This is a genomic window from Microbulbifer thermotolerans (assembly GCF_900112305.1).
GTDB lineage: Bacteria > Pseudomonadota > Gammaproteobacteria > Pseudomonadales > Cellvibrionaceae > Microbulbifer > Microbulbifer thermotolerans.
Genome location: NZ_FOKT01000002.1, coordinates 16,616 through 32,366, shown reverse-complemented (window position 1 = coordinate 32,366; position 15,751 = coordinate 16,616). Strand labels below are relative to the sequence as shown.

Annotated in this window: 12 protein-coding genes and 1 pseudogene; 7 read left to right on the top strand and 6 right to left on the bottom strand. The window is 54.6% G+C overall.

Annotation, left to right across the window (positions count from 1 at the left end):
* Window positions 1-3 precede the first annotated feature (3 nt).
* From BM155_RS02680 to BM155_RS02650, 6 genes and pseudogenes are all read left to right on the top strand, one after another.
* Window positions 4-3,435 (top strand): UvrD-helicase domain-containing protein, encoded by a 3,432-nt coding sequence (locus tag BM155_RS02680; protein ID WP_074900982.1) that lies wholly within the window; start codon window positions 4-6, stop codon window positions 3,433-3,435.
* A gap of 495 nt (window positions 3,436-3,930) precedes the next feature.
* Window positions 3,931-5,004, top strand: coding sequence for a 3-deoxy-7-phosphoheptulonate synthase (locus BM155_RS02670; RefSeq protein ID WP_067153124.1), 1,074 nt, complete (start codon window positions 3,931-3,933; stop codon window positions 5,002-5,004).
* 347 nt (window positions 5,005-5,351) lie between these two features.
* Window positions 5,352-5,711, top strand: a complete 360-nt coding sequence (locus BM155_RS02665) for a hypothetical protein (protein WP_067153122.1) — start codon at window positions 5,352-5,354, stop codon at window positions 5,709-5,711.
* A 241-nt stretch (window positions 5,712-5,952) separates the two neighbouring features.
* Window positions 5,953-6,183, top strand: a pseudogene (locus tag BM155_RS17755) (hypothetical protein); the annotation flags it as partial.
* Between the two features lie 93 nt (window positions 6,184-6,276).
* A complete protein-coding gene (locus tag BM155_RS02655) occupies window positions 6,277-6,663 on the top strand; it encodes a VOC family protein (RefSeq protein ID WP_067153120.1) in 387 nt (128 codons plus the stop codon).
* A gap of 105 nt (window positions 6,664-6,768) precedes the next feature.
* Window positions 6,769-7,188 carry a GNAT family N-acetyltransferase gene (locus BM155_RS02650; RefSeq protein ID WP_074900980.1) on the top strand — a complete coding sequence of 140 codons (420 nt, stop codon included), beginning with the start codon at window positions 6,769-6,771 and terminating at the stop codon, window positions 7,186-7,188.
* A gap of 422 nt (window positions 7,189-7,610) precedes the next feature.
* Here the strand turns inward: BM155_RS02650 and BM155_RS02645 are convergent, their stop codons facing one another.
* The 5 genes from BM155_RS02645 to BM155_RS02625 form a co-directional block, all read right to left on the bottom strand.
* Complete coding sequence (locus tag BM155_RS02645; protein ID WP_074900977.1) at window positions 7,611-8,300, bottom strand: putative adhesin; 690 nt, start codon at window positions 8,298-8,300, stop codon at window positions 7,611-7,613.
* Window positions 8,301-8,865: 565 nt separating this feature from the next.
* Window positions 8,866-9,315 (bottom strand): potassium channel family protein, encoded by a 450-nt coding sequence (locus BM155_RS02640; RefSeq protein ID WP_067153113.1) that lies wholly within the window; start codon window positions 9,313-9,315, stop codon window positions 8,866-8,868.
* Window positions 9,312-10,736 carry an efflux transporter outer membrane subunit gene (locus tag BM155_RS02635; RefSeq protein WP_074900975.1) on the bottom strand — a complete coding sequence of 475 codons (1,425 nt, stop codon included), beginning with the start codon at window positions 10,734-10,736 and terminating at the stop codon, window positions 9,312-9,314. Before BM155_RS02635 ends, BM155_RS02640 begins: the two co-directional genes overlap by 4 nt.
* Window positions 10,736-11,890: an HlyD family secretion protein gene (locus BM155_RS02630; RefSeq protein ID WP_067153109.1), complete on the bottom strand. Its 1,155-nt coding sequence runs from the start codon at window positions 11,888-11,890 to the stop codon at window positions 10,736-10,738. The genes BM155_RS02635 and BM155_RS02630 overlap by 1 nt, the downstream gene beginning before the upstream one ends.
* Window positions 11,891-11,900: 10 nt before the next feature.
* Window positions 11,901-12,254: a DUF3302 domain-containing protein gene (locus tag BM155_RS02625; RefSeq protein ID WP_067153107.1), complete on the bottom strand. Its 354-nt coding sequence runs from the start codon at window positions 12,252-12,254 to the stop codon at window positions 11,901-11,903.
* A 355-nt stretch (window positions 12,255-12,609) separates the two neighbouring features.
* On the opposite strand from BM155_RS02625, the gene BM155_RS02620 reads away from it, so the two are divergent.
* The gene (locus BM155_RS02620) at window positions 12,610-14,745 is read left to right on the top strand and encodes a prolyl oligopeptidase family serine peptidase (RefSeq protein ID WP_067153105.1); all 2,136 of its coding nucleotides are present in this window, start codon (window positions 12,610-12,612) and stop codon (window positions 14,743-14,745) included.
* A gap of 243 nt (window positions 14,746-14,988) precedes the next feature.
* On the opposite strand, the gene BM155_RS02615 is transcribed toward BM155_RS02620, so the two are convergent.
* On the bottom strand, window positions 14,989-15,735 hold the full coding sequence (locus BM155_RS02615) for a siderophore-interacting protein (protein WP_074900973.1): 747 nt from the start codon (window positions 15,733-15,735) through the stop codon (window positions 14,989-14,991).
* Window positions 15,736-15,751 lie beyond the last annotated feature (16 nt).

Sequence of the window (15,751 nt, the reverse complement as noted above, 5' to 3'; positions counted from 1 at the left end):
CATATGAATGAAGTGCTCACCACATCCCGGCCCATCGACGCCGAAGTCCGCGACCGCGCCCTGGACATCACCCAGAGTTTTGCCGTATCCGCTCCCGCCGGCTCGGGGAAAACCGGCCTGCTCACTCAGCGGGTGTTAAAACTGCTCGCCACCTGCCAGCAACCGGAGGAAGTGCTGGCGATCACATTTACCCGCAAGGCCGCCGGAGAAATGCGCCAGCGCCTGATCGAAGCGCTGCACATGGCCCGCGACACAACACAGCCACAAAATCCCCACGACGCTACTACCTGGGAACTGGCCAAAAAACTGCTGGCCCGCGACGCGGAACTGAACTGGCAACTGCTGCAAATGCCGCAGCGACTGCGCATTCAAACCATCGACGGCCTCTGCCGCAGCCTCGCCAGCCAGCTGCCGATCGAAAGCGGCCTGGGCGCGCCGGGAGAGCCACTGGAGCAAACCCAGATTGCCTTCGAAATGGCCGTGGTCAACCTGCTCAAACACCTGCAGGGAGACACACCCGATCCCCACCTGCAGGACCTATTACTGCATCTGGACAACGACCTCGGACAACTCAACAAGCTGCTGCAGACACTACTGGAAAAGCGCGAGCAATGGCTGGGTCCGCTGCTCAGCGTCAGCCAGGCGGGCGCACAGGACTATTTCCATTTCGTGATCGATGAACTGGTGGCGGAACGCCTTACCCAGCTGGCGGAGCGTCTCGTTCTCTATCGGGGTGAGCTGCTGGAGTTGGCGGATTTTGCCGGCGCCTACCTGCGCGAAAACGACAGCGGCCATCCGCTTGCCGCCTGCGCGGGCATCGACGAACTTCCCGGCGCCGATGCCAGCGCCCTGCCCCGTTGGCTGGCTCTGATCAATATGCTGGTCACCGACAAAAACACACCGCGCAAGCGGGTGGATAAACGCCACGGATTTCCGGCGGAAAAAGAAGTCCCGGGTGCCAATGGCTACAAAAGCCGCCTCTATGCACTGTCCCAGGAAATCTGTGAAAACTCGGCCCTGACGGAGGCCTTCGATGAGGTCCGCGCCCTGCCGACGGGGCTTCAGCAAAACCAGTGGCAACTGCTGCAATCACTCGCGCAGGTGCTGCCGAAACTGGTGGCGGAATTAAAGCTCGTCTTTCAACAGCTCGGCGCCACCGACTATACCGAAGTGGCCCAGGCCGCACTGGCGGCACTGGGCAGCAGCGAAGAGCCCACCGACCTGGCACTGAAAATGGACTTGCAGACCCGGCATATCCTTGTCGACGAATTCCAGGACACTTCGCAACTACAGCTGCAGCTGCTAGAAAAGCTCACCACCGGCTGGGAGCCGGGCGACGGACGTACCCTGTTTATCGTCGGCGACGGCATGCAGTCCTGTTATGGGTTCCGCAATGCCAACGTGGGCATTTTTCTCGAAGCCCGCGCACACGGCATCGGCCAAGTACCGCTCACACCACTGGACCTTCAAGTCAATTTCCGCTCCGAGAGCGCGGTGGTGGAATGGGTGAACGAAACCTTCCAGCACGCCTTCCCGGCCGAAGACAATATCGGCCGCGGCGCAGTGCGCTACCTGCACTCCCATGCCTTCAAAAAGACCCATTGGCCGGGGCCGGCGGTGAATTTCTACGGCTGTATCGACGACGATGAACGCATCCGGGAGGCCCGACAAGCGGTCGAGCTTGTGAAAACGCTGCAGGCAAATGATCCGGAAGCCCGCATCGCCATACTGGTACGCAAGAAAAAACACCTGGGCCGCATACTGCCCGCACTCGCCGCCGCCGGTATTCCCTACCAGGCGCCGGACCTGGCGCCGCTGGCGAGCAAAATGGTGGTACTGGACCTGCTCAGCCTGACCCGCGCCCTGCTCGACCCCAGCGATCGCATCAGCTGGTTGGCCGTGCTGCGCGCTCCCTGGTGCGGTCTGCAACTGGCGGATCTTTACCATTTGGCCAACTGGGGCAATGGCGAGACACCCGCAACCGACACCGCCGCGCGGCCTTTGCTGATGGCACTGAGGGAAATCGATACGATCCAACCGCTCAGCGAAGATGGGCGCGCGCGCCTGCGCCGCACTGCTGCACCAATTCTCGATGCCTGGGAAGAGCGCGGGCGCAAACCCCTGCGCCTCTGGATCGAGGGCCTTTGGCTGGCACTCGGCGGACCCGCCGCTGTCGCGGACAAAAGCGAGCTCGACAACGCACAAGACTTTTTTCAGTTGCTGGAGCGACACGACAGCGGCGGCACCATCGGCGACTGGCAAGCGTTCTACAATGCTCTGGAAAAACTCTTCGCCCGCCCCGGCCAGGATGCCGGAGTACAAGTGATGACAATTCACAAATCCAAGGGGCTGGAATTCGAACACGTTCTGATTCCCGGCCTGGACCAGGGCGGCAAACCCGGTGGCGACCAGCTGCTGCGCTGGGCCGAATGGTTGAACCGGGAGGGCGATCCCCGCTTTCTGCTGGCTCCGAAAAGTGCCCGCGGCGAATCCGACCCGCTGTTCGACTATCTCAAGCATGACAACAGAGAGCGCGAGCGCCTGGAAGGCACGCGCCTCCTCTACGTCGGCTGCACCCGCGCTATCCGCTCCCTGCACCTCCTCGCCTGCCTGAAACGCGACGAAAAAAAAGGCGAACTAAAGGCTCCCGGCCCCGCCGCCCTGCTCGCCGGGATCTGGCCATCGATCGAACGCGATCAAGCGAACAACTGGTGCCACTGGCTGGAAGCTGAGGCTGCGGCTGAAGCACAAGCAAAAGGCGCCGGCGAGCTCGACTACCTGCTGCGCCTGCCCCGCGACTGGAAGACCCCGGAGCTGCCCGAACAAAACTGGCTGGCCCGCTACCGCATGCCGGACTATCAGCCTCGGGAAAGCGAAGCGCCGAACTACCCCGAAATGGGCCAGGTGGCTCTGCGCTGGCTGCGGCACGCTGGCACAGTGGCCCACCAGACACTGGCCGCTATTGCCGAATCTGACCTGAACGAATGGAATTCGGAGCGCATTCAGAACCAGCGCCCCCTTTGGCAACTGCGCCTGGGACAACTGGGGCTCTACGGCGGCAACCTGGAAAAAGCCAGAGAAAAAGTCGAGCAGGCTGTCGTGAACACCCTGAACTGCGAAACCGGACGCTGGCTACTCGACTGCAATCACAAATCCTCCGCCTGTGAACTCGAACTTCACAGCGGCGGCCGCCAACTGCGCCGCGCCATTGTCGACCGCACCTTTATCGACGAAAACAATGTGCGCTGGATTGTGGATTACAAAACTGCAGAGCCGGGCGCTGGCGAAAACGAAAACGAATTTGTCCACTTGCAATTGGAGCAATATCGCGGCCAACTGGAAAATTACCGCAAACTCTTTTACGCCAGAGGAGAGCGCAATATCCGCTGCGCACTCTACTTTCCCCTGTTAAAGAAACTGGCTGAACTCAACTAGGAAAGCTCGGATACGTTCACTCCCAGCACTTAAGGAACCTCTGATTAATTCGCGTGAACGCTTTGGTTAGTTTCGTGGCGCTAAGGCAATAGGATGACCATTTCGAAAACGCACGAGTACTTCCTTGTAGCTCCGACGGATACATCCCTGTATCCGACGGTTTCGAAATGGCCATCCTATCACCTGAGCTTCTCATCTAGCTCCAAAGAATTTTTACCGTCAGGAAGCGAATTAATCAGAGGTTCCTTAAAAAACTTCCCGGTCAGGTAATTGGTTTCGATGAACACTGGCAATGAGCCCCAACACAGAAGACAACAATCCGATCCCTCCATGTCGCCAAAAGATAGGAGCTTGTTTGCAATAATGTGCGCGCTTGAAAACCGGCATTTGGTTTCAAATGAAACCCTCGCCCTCCCCCAACCCAGCAAGTAGCATAGGCGCTCCCTCTGCGCGCCAGCCAGAGTATTGGAAAGGACCAGACTGATAGCGAGCCCCATGACCACACAGCAGTTCGACGACCTGAACGTCGTCTCCCAGGAAATCCTGATCAGCCCCGAGGAGCTCAAGGCCGAGTTGCCGGTAACTGATGCCTCCGAAGCCACAGTGGCCGCCGGCCGGGCCGCCGTGCGCGATATTCTCGACCGCAAAGACCACCGTCTAATGGTAGTAATCGGCCCCTGCTCCGTTCACGATGTGGACGCAGCCATCGACTATGCCAAGCGACTGAAAAAAGTGGCGGACCAGGTATCCGACACGCTGCTGATTGTTATGCGCGTCTATTTTGAAAAGCCGCGTACCACCGTCGGCTGGAAAGGCCTGATCAACGATCCTTTCCTAAACGACACCTTCAAGATTCAGGACGGCCTGCATATCGGCCGCAAACTGTTGCTGGATATCGCCGAGCTGGGGTTGCCCACCGCCACCGAGGCTCTGGACCCCATCTCACCCCAGTATCTGCAAGACCTGATCTCCTGGTCCGCGATCGGTGCGCGCACCACAGAATCCCAAACCCACCGCGAAATGGCCAGTGGTCTCTCCTCCGCCGTGGGCTTCAAAAACGGCACCGACGGCAGTTTGGACGTGGCCATCAACGCCCTCCAGTCCACTGCCAACCCGCACCGCTTCCTGGGTATCAACAAACAGGGGCAGGTTGCCATCATTCACACCACCGGCAATAAATACGGCCACGTAGTGCTGCGCGGTGGTAACAACAAGCCCAATTACGACTCCGTCAGCGTCGCCGTGTGCGAGCAGGAGTTGCGCAAAGCAGGCCTGTGTCCGAACATCATGATCGACTGCAGCCATGCCAACTCCAACAAAAATCACGAGCTACAGCCACTGGTTGTTGAAAACGTGATCCACCAGATTCTGGATGGCAACCAATCCATTATCGGAATCATGGTGGAAAGCAATCTCAAAGCCGGCAACCAAAAAATCCCAGAAGATCTGAGCCAGCTGGAATACGGCGTATCGGTAACCGACAAGTGTATCGACTGGGAAACTACCGAGACCCTTCTATTGAAGATGGCTGAACAGTTAAAGGAACCCCTGAAGGCCCGCAACTCTTAAAAATGGATTCGGGTCAAGTGGCCGTGAGGTCCGGCATTCCGGTGCCGGGCCTACCGCCACCACACGGAAATCCCTCCCCCTACCCCTACCCCTGCACCACCCCGCCTCATCACGTTGAATTTTGCGTCACGACGCCAGTGTGGTAAAAATCGCACTTTCCAGTGGAAAACGCATGAAAAACAAGTAGTTACCTGCGTTTACAGGTGAAATGCAGTTCGGAATTTAGCGGCCAACCGCCCGTAACACACCGGGATCCGCCGCAGCTTTATGCACCCAACAGCAAATCCCCGCCGGAAAATTATCCACCCAACGTATACCCATGCATCAATTGATATGAGGAAATCCAGATGTATACCATGTTCACTTTGATAATCACTCTGCTCCTCGGAACATTCGCCGCTCTGATCCCGGCAGCATGGCTTGCACATCGTGTTCACCCCCTTGCGGGCATCATAGGGTGGATTGCTGTTTTCCTGATGATTTCCGGCCCCACGGTGATCCGTTGGCTGCGATGGCGCAAGCTGCCCACCTTGGCAGACTATAAGTCACAGAACCCCGACGCCAATACAAAGCGCGGTATTCAGTGTATTCACTGTGGTGGAAAGCGAATCCGCAACTGGGGAGTCTGGAACGCCCAAGACACCAAGCGGACCCATATCTGCGAAACCTGTAACAGCGCACTGTACCGGAGCTATGGGAAGCGCTGATTCTGTTTCAGCGGGCTATCTGGCCCAATTCGCCGATGGATTCCCTTCCCTACGCTACATTCCACGGTATCACCTACCGCGCAGTGGTTATTGAAGGAAAAATTCACAACGATGACCCGAATGCCGCTCCAATGTGAATGCCGAGCGGCTCTTTCTGGACACAACCCAAAGGAGAGGTGTAGGGTACGGCGGCACAAGGCCCCACCACTGTCACACTGGTAGAGATTAACAAGGCCCCTATCTCTTACACCCGCCCAAAGACGCATTTGATAGGGGCGAAAGGTCCGTCAATATTGCTGTGGCAAATATTGTATGGACCGTCCCTCCCGAGCATACTTACTCTAAGCTAGGCCCCCAAATCGCCTGTCTATGGAGTAAACTACAGCCATGTCAAGTCTGCGGGTCCTTTGTCAAACTCCCGAGGATTCAAAAGGTGAAATACAGGCCCATGTTGACACCTCCCGCGCCGTAGTGATTAAAGACAGTCAAGTAATCAAAGAACAACTAGCCATAGCCCAACTAATACTGCAAGCGAAAACCAGGGAATCGGAAACGGGAAAACAAAATGAAATCAATTGGAAGATTGGTAATTCTGGTAAAGGACTATGACGAAGCCATTGAATTCTACAGGGATAAGCTGGGATTCGAAGTTTTCGTTGATATAAACTCAGAACCTCACAGGTTTGTACACCTTCGCCTGCCGGGGCAACCCGATGTTGGAATCTGGCTACTAAAAGCCTCTTCTGAACATCAAAAATCCCAAGTTGGTCAACAGACTGCAGGCCAGCCCTGTGCAGTGCTATATACGGATAACCTTCAAGAGGACTACAGAGAACTTAGCGAGCGCGGGGTTATCTTCAATAGCAAACCCAAAGTAGAATCAAATGCGGAATATGCGCATTTTTTAGATTTGTACGGCAATGAATTTGTTCTGGTCGAGCTAAAACAATAACTCTGATTACAAATTACAGCATCTAATGCATAAAATTATTATCATTTTAAAAATCCCAACTTAATCTCTTTTATCTGAAAACTCTTCACCCTCTTAACCGAAAAAATGAACATCGAATACAAAATAAATGCTGACCTTAGCCCAGAGCAGTTTATCGACCTGCTAAAGAGGTCAACCCTCTCTGAACGGAGACCAATCGACGACAAAAACTGCATAGAAGGAATGCTAAAAAACAGCAATCTTTCCGTCACCGCATGGAACTCAGGAACACTAATTGGCATAGCGAGAAGCGTTACGGATTTCAGCTACGCATGCTACTTATCCGACCTTGCTGTAAGCAAGTGCCATCAGAAAAAAGGTGTCGGGAAGCAACTGTTGTCAATCACGCAAAAGCAATTGGGCCCAAAGTGCAAACTTATCCTTGTTGCCGCTCCAGCAGCAAACGCATACTATGAAAAAATTGGATTTCAACGCAATGAGCGCTGCTGGATCCTCGAACGCAGCCACCGCATCGGACAACGATAATCAGCTGAAGAAGTTCAGGCAATTTGACTTCTGGCGGTAAAGAATATTCAAAGTCAGGTGAGGATTTCAGAGGATGGGACGGCTACTTCAAATAGCATTTAAGAAGCTGTCTGGGCCAAGCTCAGCTTCTTGACTTCTTGAAATTTCCATCCACCTTTTGAAAATTTAAGGAACCTCTGATTAAGTCACTTTCTGGTGGCAGAGGCGCTTCGGGGGCGGATGTGAAGCTCAGGTGATAGGACGGGAATTTCGAAACCGCCGGATACAAGGATGTATCCGTCGGAGCTACAGGGAAGCGCTCGTGCGTTTTCGAAATGCCCGTCCTATTGCCTGAGCGCCCCGGAAGCTACCATAGTGTTCACGCGAATTAATCAGAGGTTCCTTAAATGTTAATTATATAGCATCCGTATCGATCACAGTCTCTAGGAGAAAATCACATCATCCCCGTATGAAGCCCCCACAGGCAACATATCAACAAACGATGTCCAAAGAGTGCTGCGACAGAAAAGGCAATCTATTTTGTTAAAGTGATAACCATTCTCAGCAAGCGCATTCAACACCCACTCCAGATTGATATCCGCGCGCAAGCAGCGATTACGAATCGTTAAAATACTGGCAGGCCGCAACTTCATACTATTCATGGCGGACTTGCGTAAACTTTCCCGCATTCCTGCCGGAACTTTATCTCCCATATCTATCACCGCAGACAAATCGTCCATTCCTTTTTTAATGTAATCCGTTGCCATTATCTCCTGAATCTTATCGTAGCTCTCATACTCCCCATTATGCCGCGAATTATTAGAGCTATTTGTATACTTGGCAAGAATATAATTGAAACATTGATCCCCCTTGCGCAGCGTCTCAACAGGAACGGTTTTACCCTCATAAAAACGCTTGATTCCAGGATCTCTTACACTGTTCCTATCATGCGAATAGAAGTTGATAACAGCATCTCCCCTCAACACAAAGGAAGCCGTCGTTCTACGAATTCCATGCGCGCTAATAATCAACCTGTCCGGACTCTTTCCTTTGGGCGTCCAAAGATACATACGTCCTGAGACATCCACGCAGTCAAATCCACCATTTAGAATTTGGCTTTTTGACGCAAACATGTTCCTCTCCTTTAGATTTTATGCCAGAAACCTCTGATTAACTAAAATAACAGCTGCAACAAGCATTCACCCTGAATGCAAAACTCAATAAATGGATAGGCATTTCACAATTACAGGATCAGGGACGCAAGAAGGAAGACCAAATGGCGAGCTAAAATGTTCAAAACCACCTCATGCAAGGAAGTGGGCGACGGAGCCATGGGGGAAATAGCCTACATTAGGCAAACACTTCTCCTATTATTTAATCAACCCCGATTCACCCGCAGCTCACGTGCACATCGACCAATGTCGACAAAAAATATTGCAATGCAAAATACTTCTCGCAGGGAGTGGGATTTGACAGAGGTATATGAAGGGAATCACAGGAATAACAGCAAAACAGGAACTACATCTCATTTCAATCAACACCAAAGGCAATAGAGCCAAATTGACATCTAATTCACCATTAAACGTCTCATACTGGCGCCCTGCAATCCAACAATTCGATATACCATCCCATCACCTGTGAGACTCCTACCTGCCTTTCAAGTATCTTTGCCGTTAGAAGCAGTTTAACTACAGCCCTCTAGAATTGTTCCCATACCCTCTGCAACACCAGAAACAGAAAAGCCGTGGAACATCCAAACATTAATAAGCCATTGATGGCGACCAAGGGCCCAAGCACTCTCCAGGGATGCCGCAAAACCAAATCTCCATAGCCCAATGCGGTAATCGAGCTTGCTGCGAAATAAATTCCATCACTCAAGCAGACCACCATTTTTTTGCGCCACAGAAAACTCCCCCAAAATACAGCTTCGATAATGTGGGTCAAAAAGAGGATAAAGAAGCAGATACAAACCAAAATCCTGCCGGCATTTGCGGCGCCGTAATTACCCGTCAACCAGCGGTGCAACCACGCCAGATTGCGAGCCACTTCCAGTAATACAGCTGTGTGAAACAGGAAGATGCAGGCAGCCAGTAGTAGGGCTGCGGCCAAAGTCCTACGCCAATGACGCCGCTCTGCCCGCGCCTTCATTTGCTGAGCCCCCCTGGCGCGGCCAGTCCTCCGCCAAAACTACCACCTAGGGCGAGGTGCAGGCGGATGCGGTTGGCAATCCGAGCATTGCGCAACTGAATCACTTTCGCTTCCGCGGCGATTTGTCCCGCCTGCAACTCCTCTACCCAAAGTAGATCTCTCCGCCCAGCGCGATACTGCACTCTGGCAATCTCCACCGCCCTGGTGCGATCTGCCAATGCCCGCTGAGCATATTCGAGTTGGCGTGCCAACAAAGCTTCACTGGCGATTGCATTTTCCACTTCACGGAATGCATTGAGCACCACGCTGCCGTAGTGGGCCACCGCCTGTGCCTGTTCCGCAGTGGCGATATTGAGATAGGCACAGAGGGCGCCGCCTTCATAAATAGGAACAGTCGCGCCCATCTCCACCGACGCGCGGTACGGACTGAGATGCAGAACCTCCAACAGGTGATCACCCAAACGTTCCGCGGTCAGCGAAAGAGAAAAATCCGGCAGCAGAGCGAGCCGCACGGCTTCTCGCTTGCGAAAAGCCGCAAGCACCCGGTATTCGGCGGCGAGAATATCCGGGCGCCGCTCCAACAGGGTGGCCGGCAAACCGGTCGCGACCGGAGGCGGCAACGGCGGATAGTGCGGTGCTGCCTGTATTTCTGCCGCCGGGTACCTGCCGAGGAGCACTTCCAGAGTCCGTCGCGCGCGATCAAAATCGATACGTGCGGACTGCAATTCACTCATGGCGGTTTCCATTCGCGCCCGAGCATCTACCACATCCAGATCGGTGCTCTTGCCACTATCTCTTCGGATTTCGGCCAGCTGCAACAGGCCAGCATAGATTTCCACCGCACGTTCAGCCAACTGGAGTAGCTGGTAAGTCTCTGTGGTCAAATACCAGTTCAAAGCCACCGTCGCCGCCAGGGACTGCTGCGCGTAGGCGTATTCAAAAACACCGGCATCGTATTCAGCTTCCGCCGCGGCGCGCTGGCTGCGCAACCGTCCCCACACATCCATTTCCCAAGCAATATTAAGTGCTGCAACTGTGTGGCTGTGCGTATGCTTTATATAATCTTCGTCGCCGAAATCATGCGTGCGCTTGCCGGCAATCTTGCCTCCGATCTGCGGCAACAGCTTGGCGCCAACCACTGTCACCATCTGCCGCGCAACTTCCACCTTATCCGCCGCCTGGAGCAGATCCAGATTGTTGGCGAGCGCCTCCGCCAGAATGGCGTCCAGTACCGGATCATTGAAAGCGCTCAGCCAGTCGTTCGTCACCGCCCCAGGGTAACGGTCTGCAATCCATTCATGGGGAATAACCGTTTCCGCCGGGAGCGCGCTTGCGAGGATTTCCGGCTGTGATGGCGGCGGCCGCAGCGCGCATCCGGCGAGTGCCAGAACCAAGGTGAGAGCCGCTCGTGATATGCGCATTATCCGGCAAAGGGGTAGAGCCAGTTGGCCCAGGAGTATGCGCGGATTCCAATCTTGCGCAACACTACGAAGCCACTGGAAGTATCAGTGTAAATAGCCGCACGCCCCTGTGTGCCGATGGGAAACTTGGACTGGTCTTCCTCGTCGAGACGGATGGCGACTACAAACTGGCCCTGGGGTAACTCGGTGGGCCTGAAGAAAAAATCTGGCAATTTGCCGCTAGGCAACATTTGTCCGTGGCCACTTCCGCGCCAAATGGCCTCTACCCTGCCGGTAAATATTTGGCCGGGGTAGAGGTCCAAGGCCACCTCCGCCTCTTGCCCTTCCTTCACATGCTTTAGGTTCTCCAAAAAATAATTAGCCAGCAAATAGCGGTCAGAGTCGCATATAAATGTGGCGATGGCACCAATACGCAAAGCCCCTGCCACCATTCCAGGGCGCACTTGTAAATTGATGATATACCCATCCTCTGGCGCCACCATCAGGGTGTTGTCAAGATAGTAACGGGCAAGATCCAGCTTGGCCTGAATAGCGGCCACCGTAGTGTTCACACCATCAATTTGCGATTGATAATTAAGCTCCGCTCGCTTGAGTTCCGCCTGCGCCTCGCGGATAGCCGCTTCATTGGCTGCTACTCGCGCCGCCCACTTTTGCACATCCTCTTCCGGACCTGCACCGCGACTGGCCAGATTTTGTGAAAGCTTCTGCTCATAGCGGGCATACACCAGTTCGCTTTGCAGCTGAATGACCTTTTGCCTGGCGACCTCGATATCCGCCTCCAGGACATGCACATTTTGCTTCGCTTTGGCGAGTTCCGCCTCTAGCTCCCGCACCTTGTACTCGTATGGCCTGCGATCAAACTGAAACAACGGTTGCCCCTTTTTAACCGGGACATTGGGCTCTACCAGTACGTCCGTGACTAAAGTGGGCTCGGTAAGGCGCGGTGTCAGTTGAATGGTGTGTTGAATAATCCGCGCATTAGTGGAGTAAGGTGTGATAAAACGCAGGCCAATCAAAAAAATAATCAAAAGGTGCAGTCCAACTGATACGGAAACTATGCCCCAGGTAATGTTGAACTTCATCCATTTGAATTTGAAAAAGGTCAGCCACACCACAATGATGTAGGCAAACAGGATGACAAATCCCAGGAGCACGGGATCCTCCTCAGCCGCTGTTATCGCTATCCGAATCTCGCCCGTCCTTGTCTGGTGAGCGGGATTCCCCTTGCAGGCGACCAATCTCTTTCTCCATTGCCCGCGCCTCCTCTTCCGGGAAGCGCCGGATATCAACGGTATCGGTCGGTTTAAAGGCCCAGATAAACGCGTTGATCCAGGGCACCACGGCAAGAAATCCCGCATACCCCATAATCTTTACCGCCTCTGCGTCGGGATGCCTCCGCGACAAAGCAATTTTGCCCGGTAATCCCGCAATCCAAAGCAGAATCAAAAGGATAGATATCCCCGCGGCAATGATGACCAGGAAGGTCAGATAGTCCCAGTGGTCGAGTTTAAACCCCATCGCGTTCTCCGTTATCTGTGGCCTCCAGGCAGATAATGACAGGCGCCAAGACTAATACGGTCGTACCAAACTACATAGGCACCGCGCAGCTCAGCCATGTCACACCTTGCAGCAGCCTAAGGTTTAGTTCAGCGGTCAGCCTACTGTAAAGGCGCTCCGCGGCAGGTGGCGCACCACTCGTTACCTGGACATCCAAATACAAAAGGCCCGCATCATCTTCGTCTCAATAAACCAACGCAGTATCTCAGCCGGGGATAGGCAATCTTTACAGCGGCTTTTGGCGACAATATTCTGTTCCGGTTGATCATGTGCGATCTCAATTTCGCAGCAATCAGTTCCCAAAGGTTAATTCATAATGAGTACAAAGTTTCAACAGCTGGCGATTGCGGCATTGGCCGTTGCGGCCACGCCCGCGGTTTGGGCTGAGAAAGACCCCTATTTGTGGCTAGAGAACGTCGACGGCGATCGCGCCATCGAGTGGGTAAAAGAGCAGAACGCCGAAACCCAATCCACTTTGGCGGAAAGTGACTTGTACAAATCCCTCTATGCCGACGCACTGGCGGCTTTGAGCTCAAAAGACCGCCTGCCGGAGATCACCCAGAAAGGAGATTGGCTGTACGAAAACCATCACAGCGAAAAAAACCCGCGCGGACTGTACCGCCGCATCCAGGCAGACAAGTTCGATCGCGGCAACGACCAGTGGGAAACGGTGCTTGATATCGACGCCCTATCCCGCACGGAAGACAAAAAATGGGTGTTTAAGGGCATGGACTGCCAAGATAAGGCCCAGACCCGCTGTCTGGTGGCACTTTCTGAAGGCGGTGGCGACGCAGTGGAATTGCGCGAATTTAACGCCCGAGACAAAAAATTCGTGAAAGACGGTTTCTTCTCGCCGATGGCCAAGCAGTCCGCGGTGTGGATCGATGCAGACCACCTGCTGATCGCCAGCGCCCGGGGCGAGGATGCGGCGACCGACTCCGGCTATGCCCGCAAGGCCAAGATTTGGCGCCGGGGCGAGCCTCTGGCGAAAGCGGAAGTGCTCCTGGAAGTGCCGAAATTGTCCGCATGGCTTTCTCCCGACGCAGTCGGCAGCGGCGATCAGCGCACCATTATTCTCAACGAGGGACTGGATTTTTGGCATTCCCGCACCTTTGCCTACCGCGATAACAAAACCCTACCACTGGCCCTACCACAAACAGCAGTCATCAAGGGTGCCCTGGGCGATTCTCTGGTAGTGATGCTGAACGAGGACTGGAAAGTGGGCGGCAAGCAATGGCCACTAGGTAGTCTGGTACTGGTATCCCTGGATGCACTGATCGAGGGTTCCCCCCGAGTTTCCGCGCTGGTCACCCCAAACGAGCACGAAGTAGTGGAATCCGTGGCAGTTTCTGAAGCCGGTGTACTGGTGACCATGCTGGACGACGTCAAAGGCCGCGCCTACTTTTATCGCCGTGACGACAAAGGCTTTAAAAAGATTCCTGTCACTTTCCCCGACAACGGCAAGTTGGTTATCGCCACCTACAATGATGAAAGCGGTAACGCCTACCTGACCTGGGAAAACTTTGTCACGCCACCGAGCCTCTATCACTACCGTGCCGACAGCGACAAACTCGACCGTATAATGGTGCAGTCGCCAACCTTCGACGGAAGCAAGTTTAAAATTGAGCAGTACTTTGCCAAGTCTGCTGACGGCACCCGGGTACCCTACTTCGCGGTAATGGCAAAGGACATTGAACTGGACAGTGACAATCCCACCCACATCTTCTCTTACGGCGGCTTCCGCAATGCCCTGTTGCCTTCCTACTCCGGTTCCTACGAGCCACTAAACGGCGCCTACGGCAAACTCTGGCTGGAGCGCGGCGGTGTCTTCGTGCTGGCCAATATCCGCGGCGGCGGCGAGTACGGGCCCAGCTGGCATGCAGCGGCTCTGCGCGAGAATCGGATCAAATCCTATGAGGACTTCGAAGCGGTCGCGGAAGATTTAATCGCGCGCCGTATTACCCGCCCACAGCGCTTGAGCATCGAAGGCCGCAGCAACGGCGGGCTGCTTGTGGGAGCGAGCATGGTTCGACGTCCGGACCTTTTCAACGCGGTCATTTGCGGTGTTCCCCTGCTGGACATGAAGCGCTACCACAAGCTTTTGGCCGGTGCCTCCTGGATGGGGGAATACGGCAATCCGGACACCGACGACTGGAAGTTCATCAAGGAATATTCCCCCTATCAAAACCTGAAGCCCGGGGTCGAATACCCGTCGATATTCTTCTTCACCTCCACTCGCGACGACCGGGTGCACCCGGGCCACGCGCGTAAAATGGCTGCCCGCATGAAGGCAATGGGCCAGCATGTGGAATACTTCGAGAATCTCGAAGGCGGCCACAAGGGAAGCGCGACCAACGAGCAGCTGGCGCACCGGGTTGCACTGATGTACACCCACCTCTGGAAAGCGTTGGAGCGGAATGATCAGAGCGAAGCACTGAGTGCCGGGCATTAAAACCTGTGAGTAAACCGCTTCATAGCGGTAAAGATGACTTTAGGCCAGATGCCAACTCAGGCGATGGAGTGGACATTTCGAAACCGCCGGATACAGGGAAGTATCCAGCGGAACTACAAGGGTGAACTCGTGCGTTTGCGACATGCCGACTCCGTTACCTGAGCGCTTCGCTATCAACTACAGCGCTCATTCAAATTTCATCGAAAGTCCCTGAGCGTGTCCGGCTGATACGCCCACAATCCGTCATAAGCCGGAGTCTCCCTCCGCATCCTCCCGCTTCACCAGTTTGTGTTGATCCTCGCTGAGTCCCTTTTTCCAATAGCTGGAAATATAGCGGTGGCTGTTTGGTACACCACGCTGGCGAAAATAGCGGCGCAACTGCTGCATTTCGCTGAACTCACAGGCAGCCCATACCGAGGCTTGACCTTGCAGCCAATCGAGCTTCTCGATTTGCGCCAAGATGGTGAAATCATTCTCCCCCTCTTGATGATCAATCACCCACTGAATATCCACACCAGCCGGGTGGTGTAACGGCTGTATATCCGCCTCATCAAGTACTGAGATAACTGCATACCCGCGGGCCGATGCCGGCAAACTTTCCAGGTTCACGCTGATCGCCGGCAGCGCGGTCATATCGCCGGCAAGCAGGAACCAATCCGCCTCCGGATTAATCAGCTTTCTGGCGCCGGGGCCGCCAATCGTTATCCGATCACCCGGCCGTGCACGCCTGGCCCAGGATGACGCCGGGCCCGTATGCTCATGCATCACGAAGTCGATATCAATTTCCCCCTCGCGCTGCTGACGGATGGTATAGGTGCGCATCAACGGGCGGGCCTGTCCAGGCTGGGGAAACAGCAGTTTGACATAGGCACTTTCCTGATCCGGTGGAAAGCCATCCATTTCCTCTCCGCCCAAAGTAAGGCGTAACATATGGGGGGTGACATAGGCGCTGCGCAGCACCTGCAATTCTCTCATCATAGGTTTGGCCATAGCGTGCTTTCCTCCG

Bases quoted from the DNA above. Each gene is read 5' to 3' on its own strand.
- BM155_RS02645 (WP_074900977.1), bottom strand. From the start codon at position 8,300: ATGTTTGCGTCAAAAAGCCAAATTCTAAATGGTGGATTTGACTGCGTG.
- BM155_RS02620 (WP_067153105.1), top strand. From the start codon at position 12,610: ATGAGTACAAAGTTTCAACAGCTGGCGATTGCGGCATTGGCCGTTGCG.
- BM155_RS02615 (WP_074900973.1), bottom strand. From the start codon at position 15,735: ATGGCCAAACCTATGATGAGAGAATTGCAGGTGCTGCGCAGCGCCTAT.
- BM155_RS02670 (WP_067153124.1), top strand. From the start codon at position 3,931: ATGACCACACAGCAGTTCGACGACCTGAACGTCGTCTCCCAGGAAATC.
- BM155_RS02625 (WP_067153107.1), bottom strand. From the start codon at position 12,254: ATGGGGTTTAAACTCGACCACTGGGACTATCTGACCTTCCTGGTCATC.
- BM155_RS02640 (WP_067153113.1), bottom strand. From the start codon at position 9,315: ATGAAGGCGCGGGCAGAGCGGCGTCATTGGCGTAGGACTTTGGCCGCA.
- BM155_RS02680 (WP_074900982.1), top strand. From the start codon at position 4: ATGAATGAAGTGCTCACCACATCCCGGCCCATCGACGCCGAAGTCCGC.
- BM155_RS02650 (WP_074900980.1), top strand. From the start codon at position 6,769: ATGAACATCGAATACAAAATAAATGCTGACCTTAGCCCAGAGCAGTTT.
- BM155_RS02655 (WP_067153120.1), top strand. From the start codon at position 6,277: ATGAAATCAATTGGAAGATTGGTAATTCTGGTAAAGGACTATGACGAA.
- BM155_RS02665 (WP_067153122.1), top strand. From the start codon at position 5,352: ATGTATACCATGTTCACTTTGATAATCACTCTGCTCCTCGGAACATTC.
- BM155_RS02635 (WP_074900975.1), bottom strand. From the start codon at position 10,736: ATGCGCATATCACGAGCGGCTCTCACCTTGGTTCTGGCACTCGCCGGA.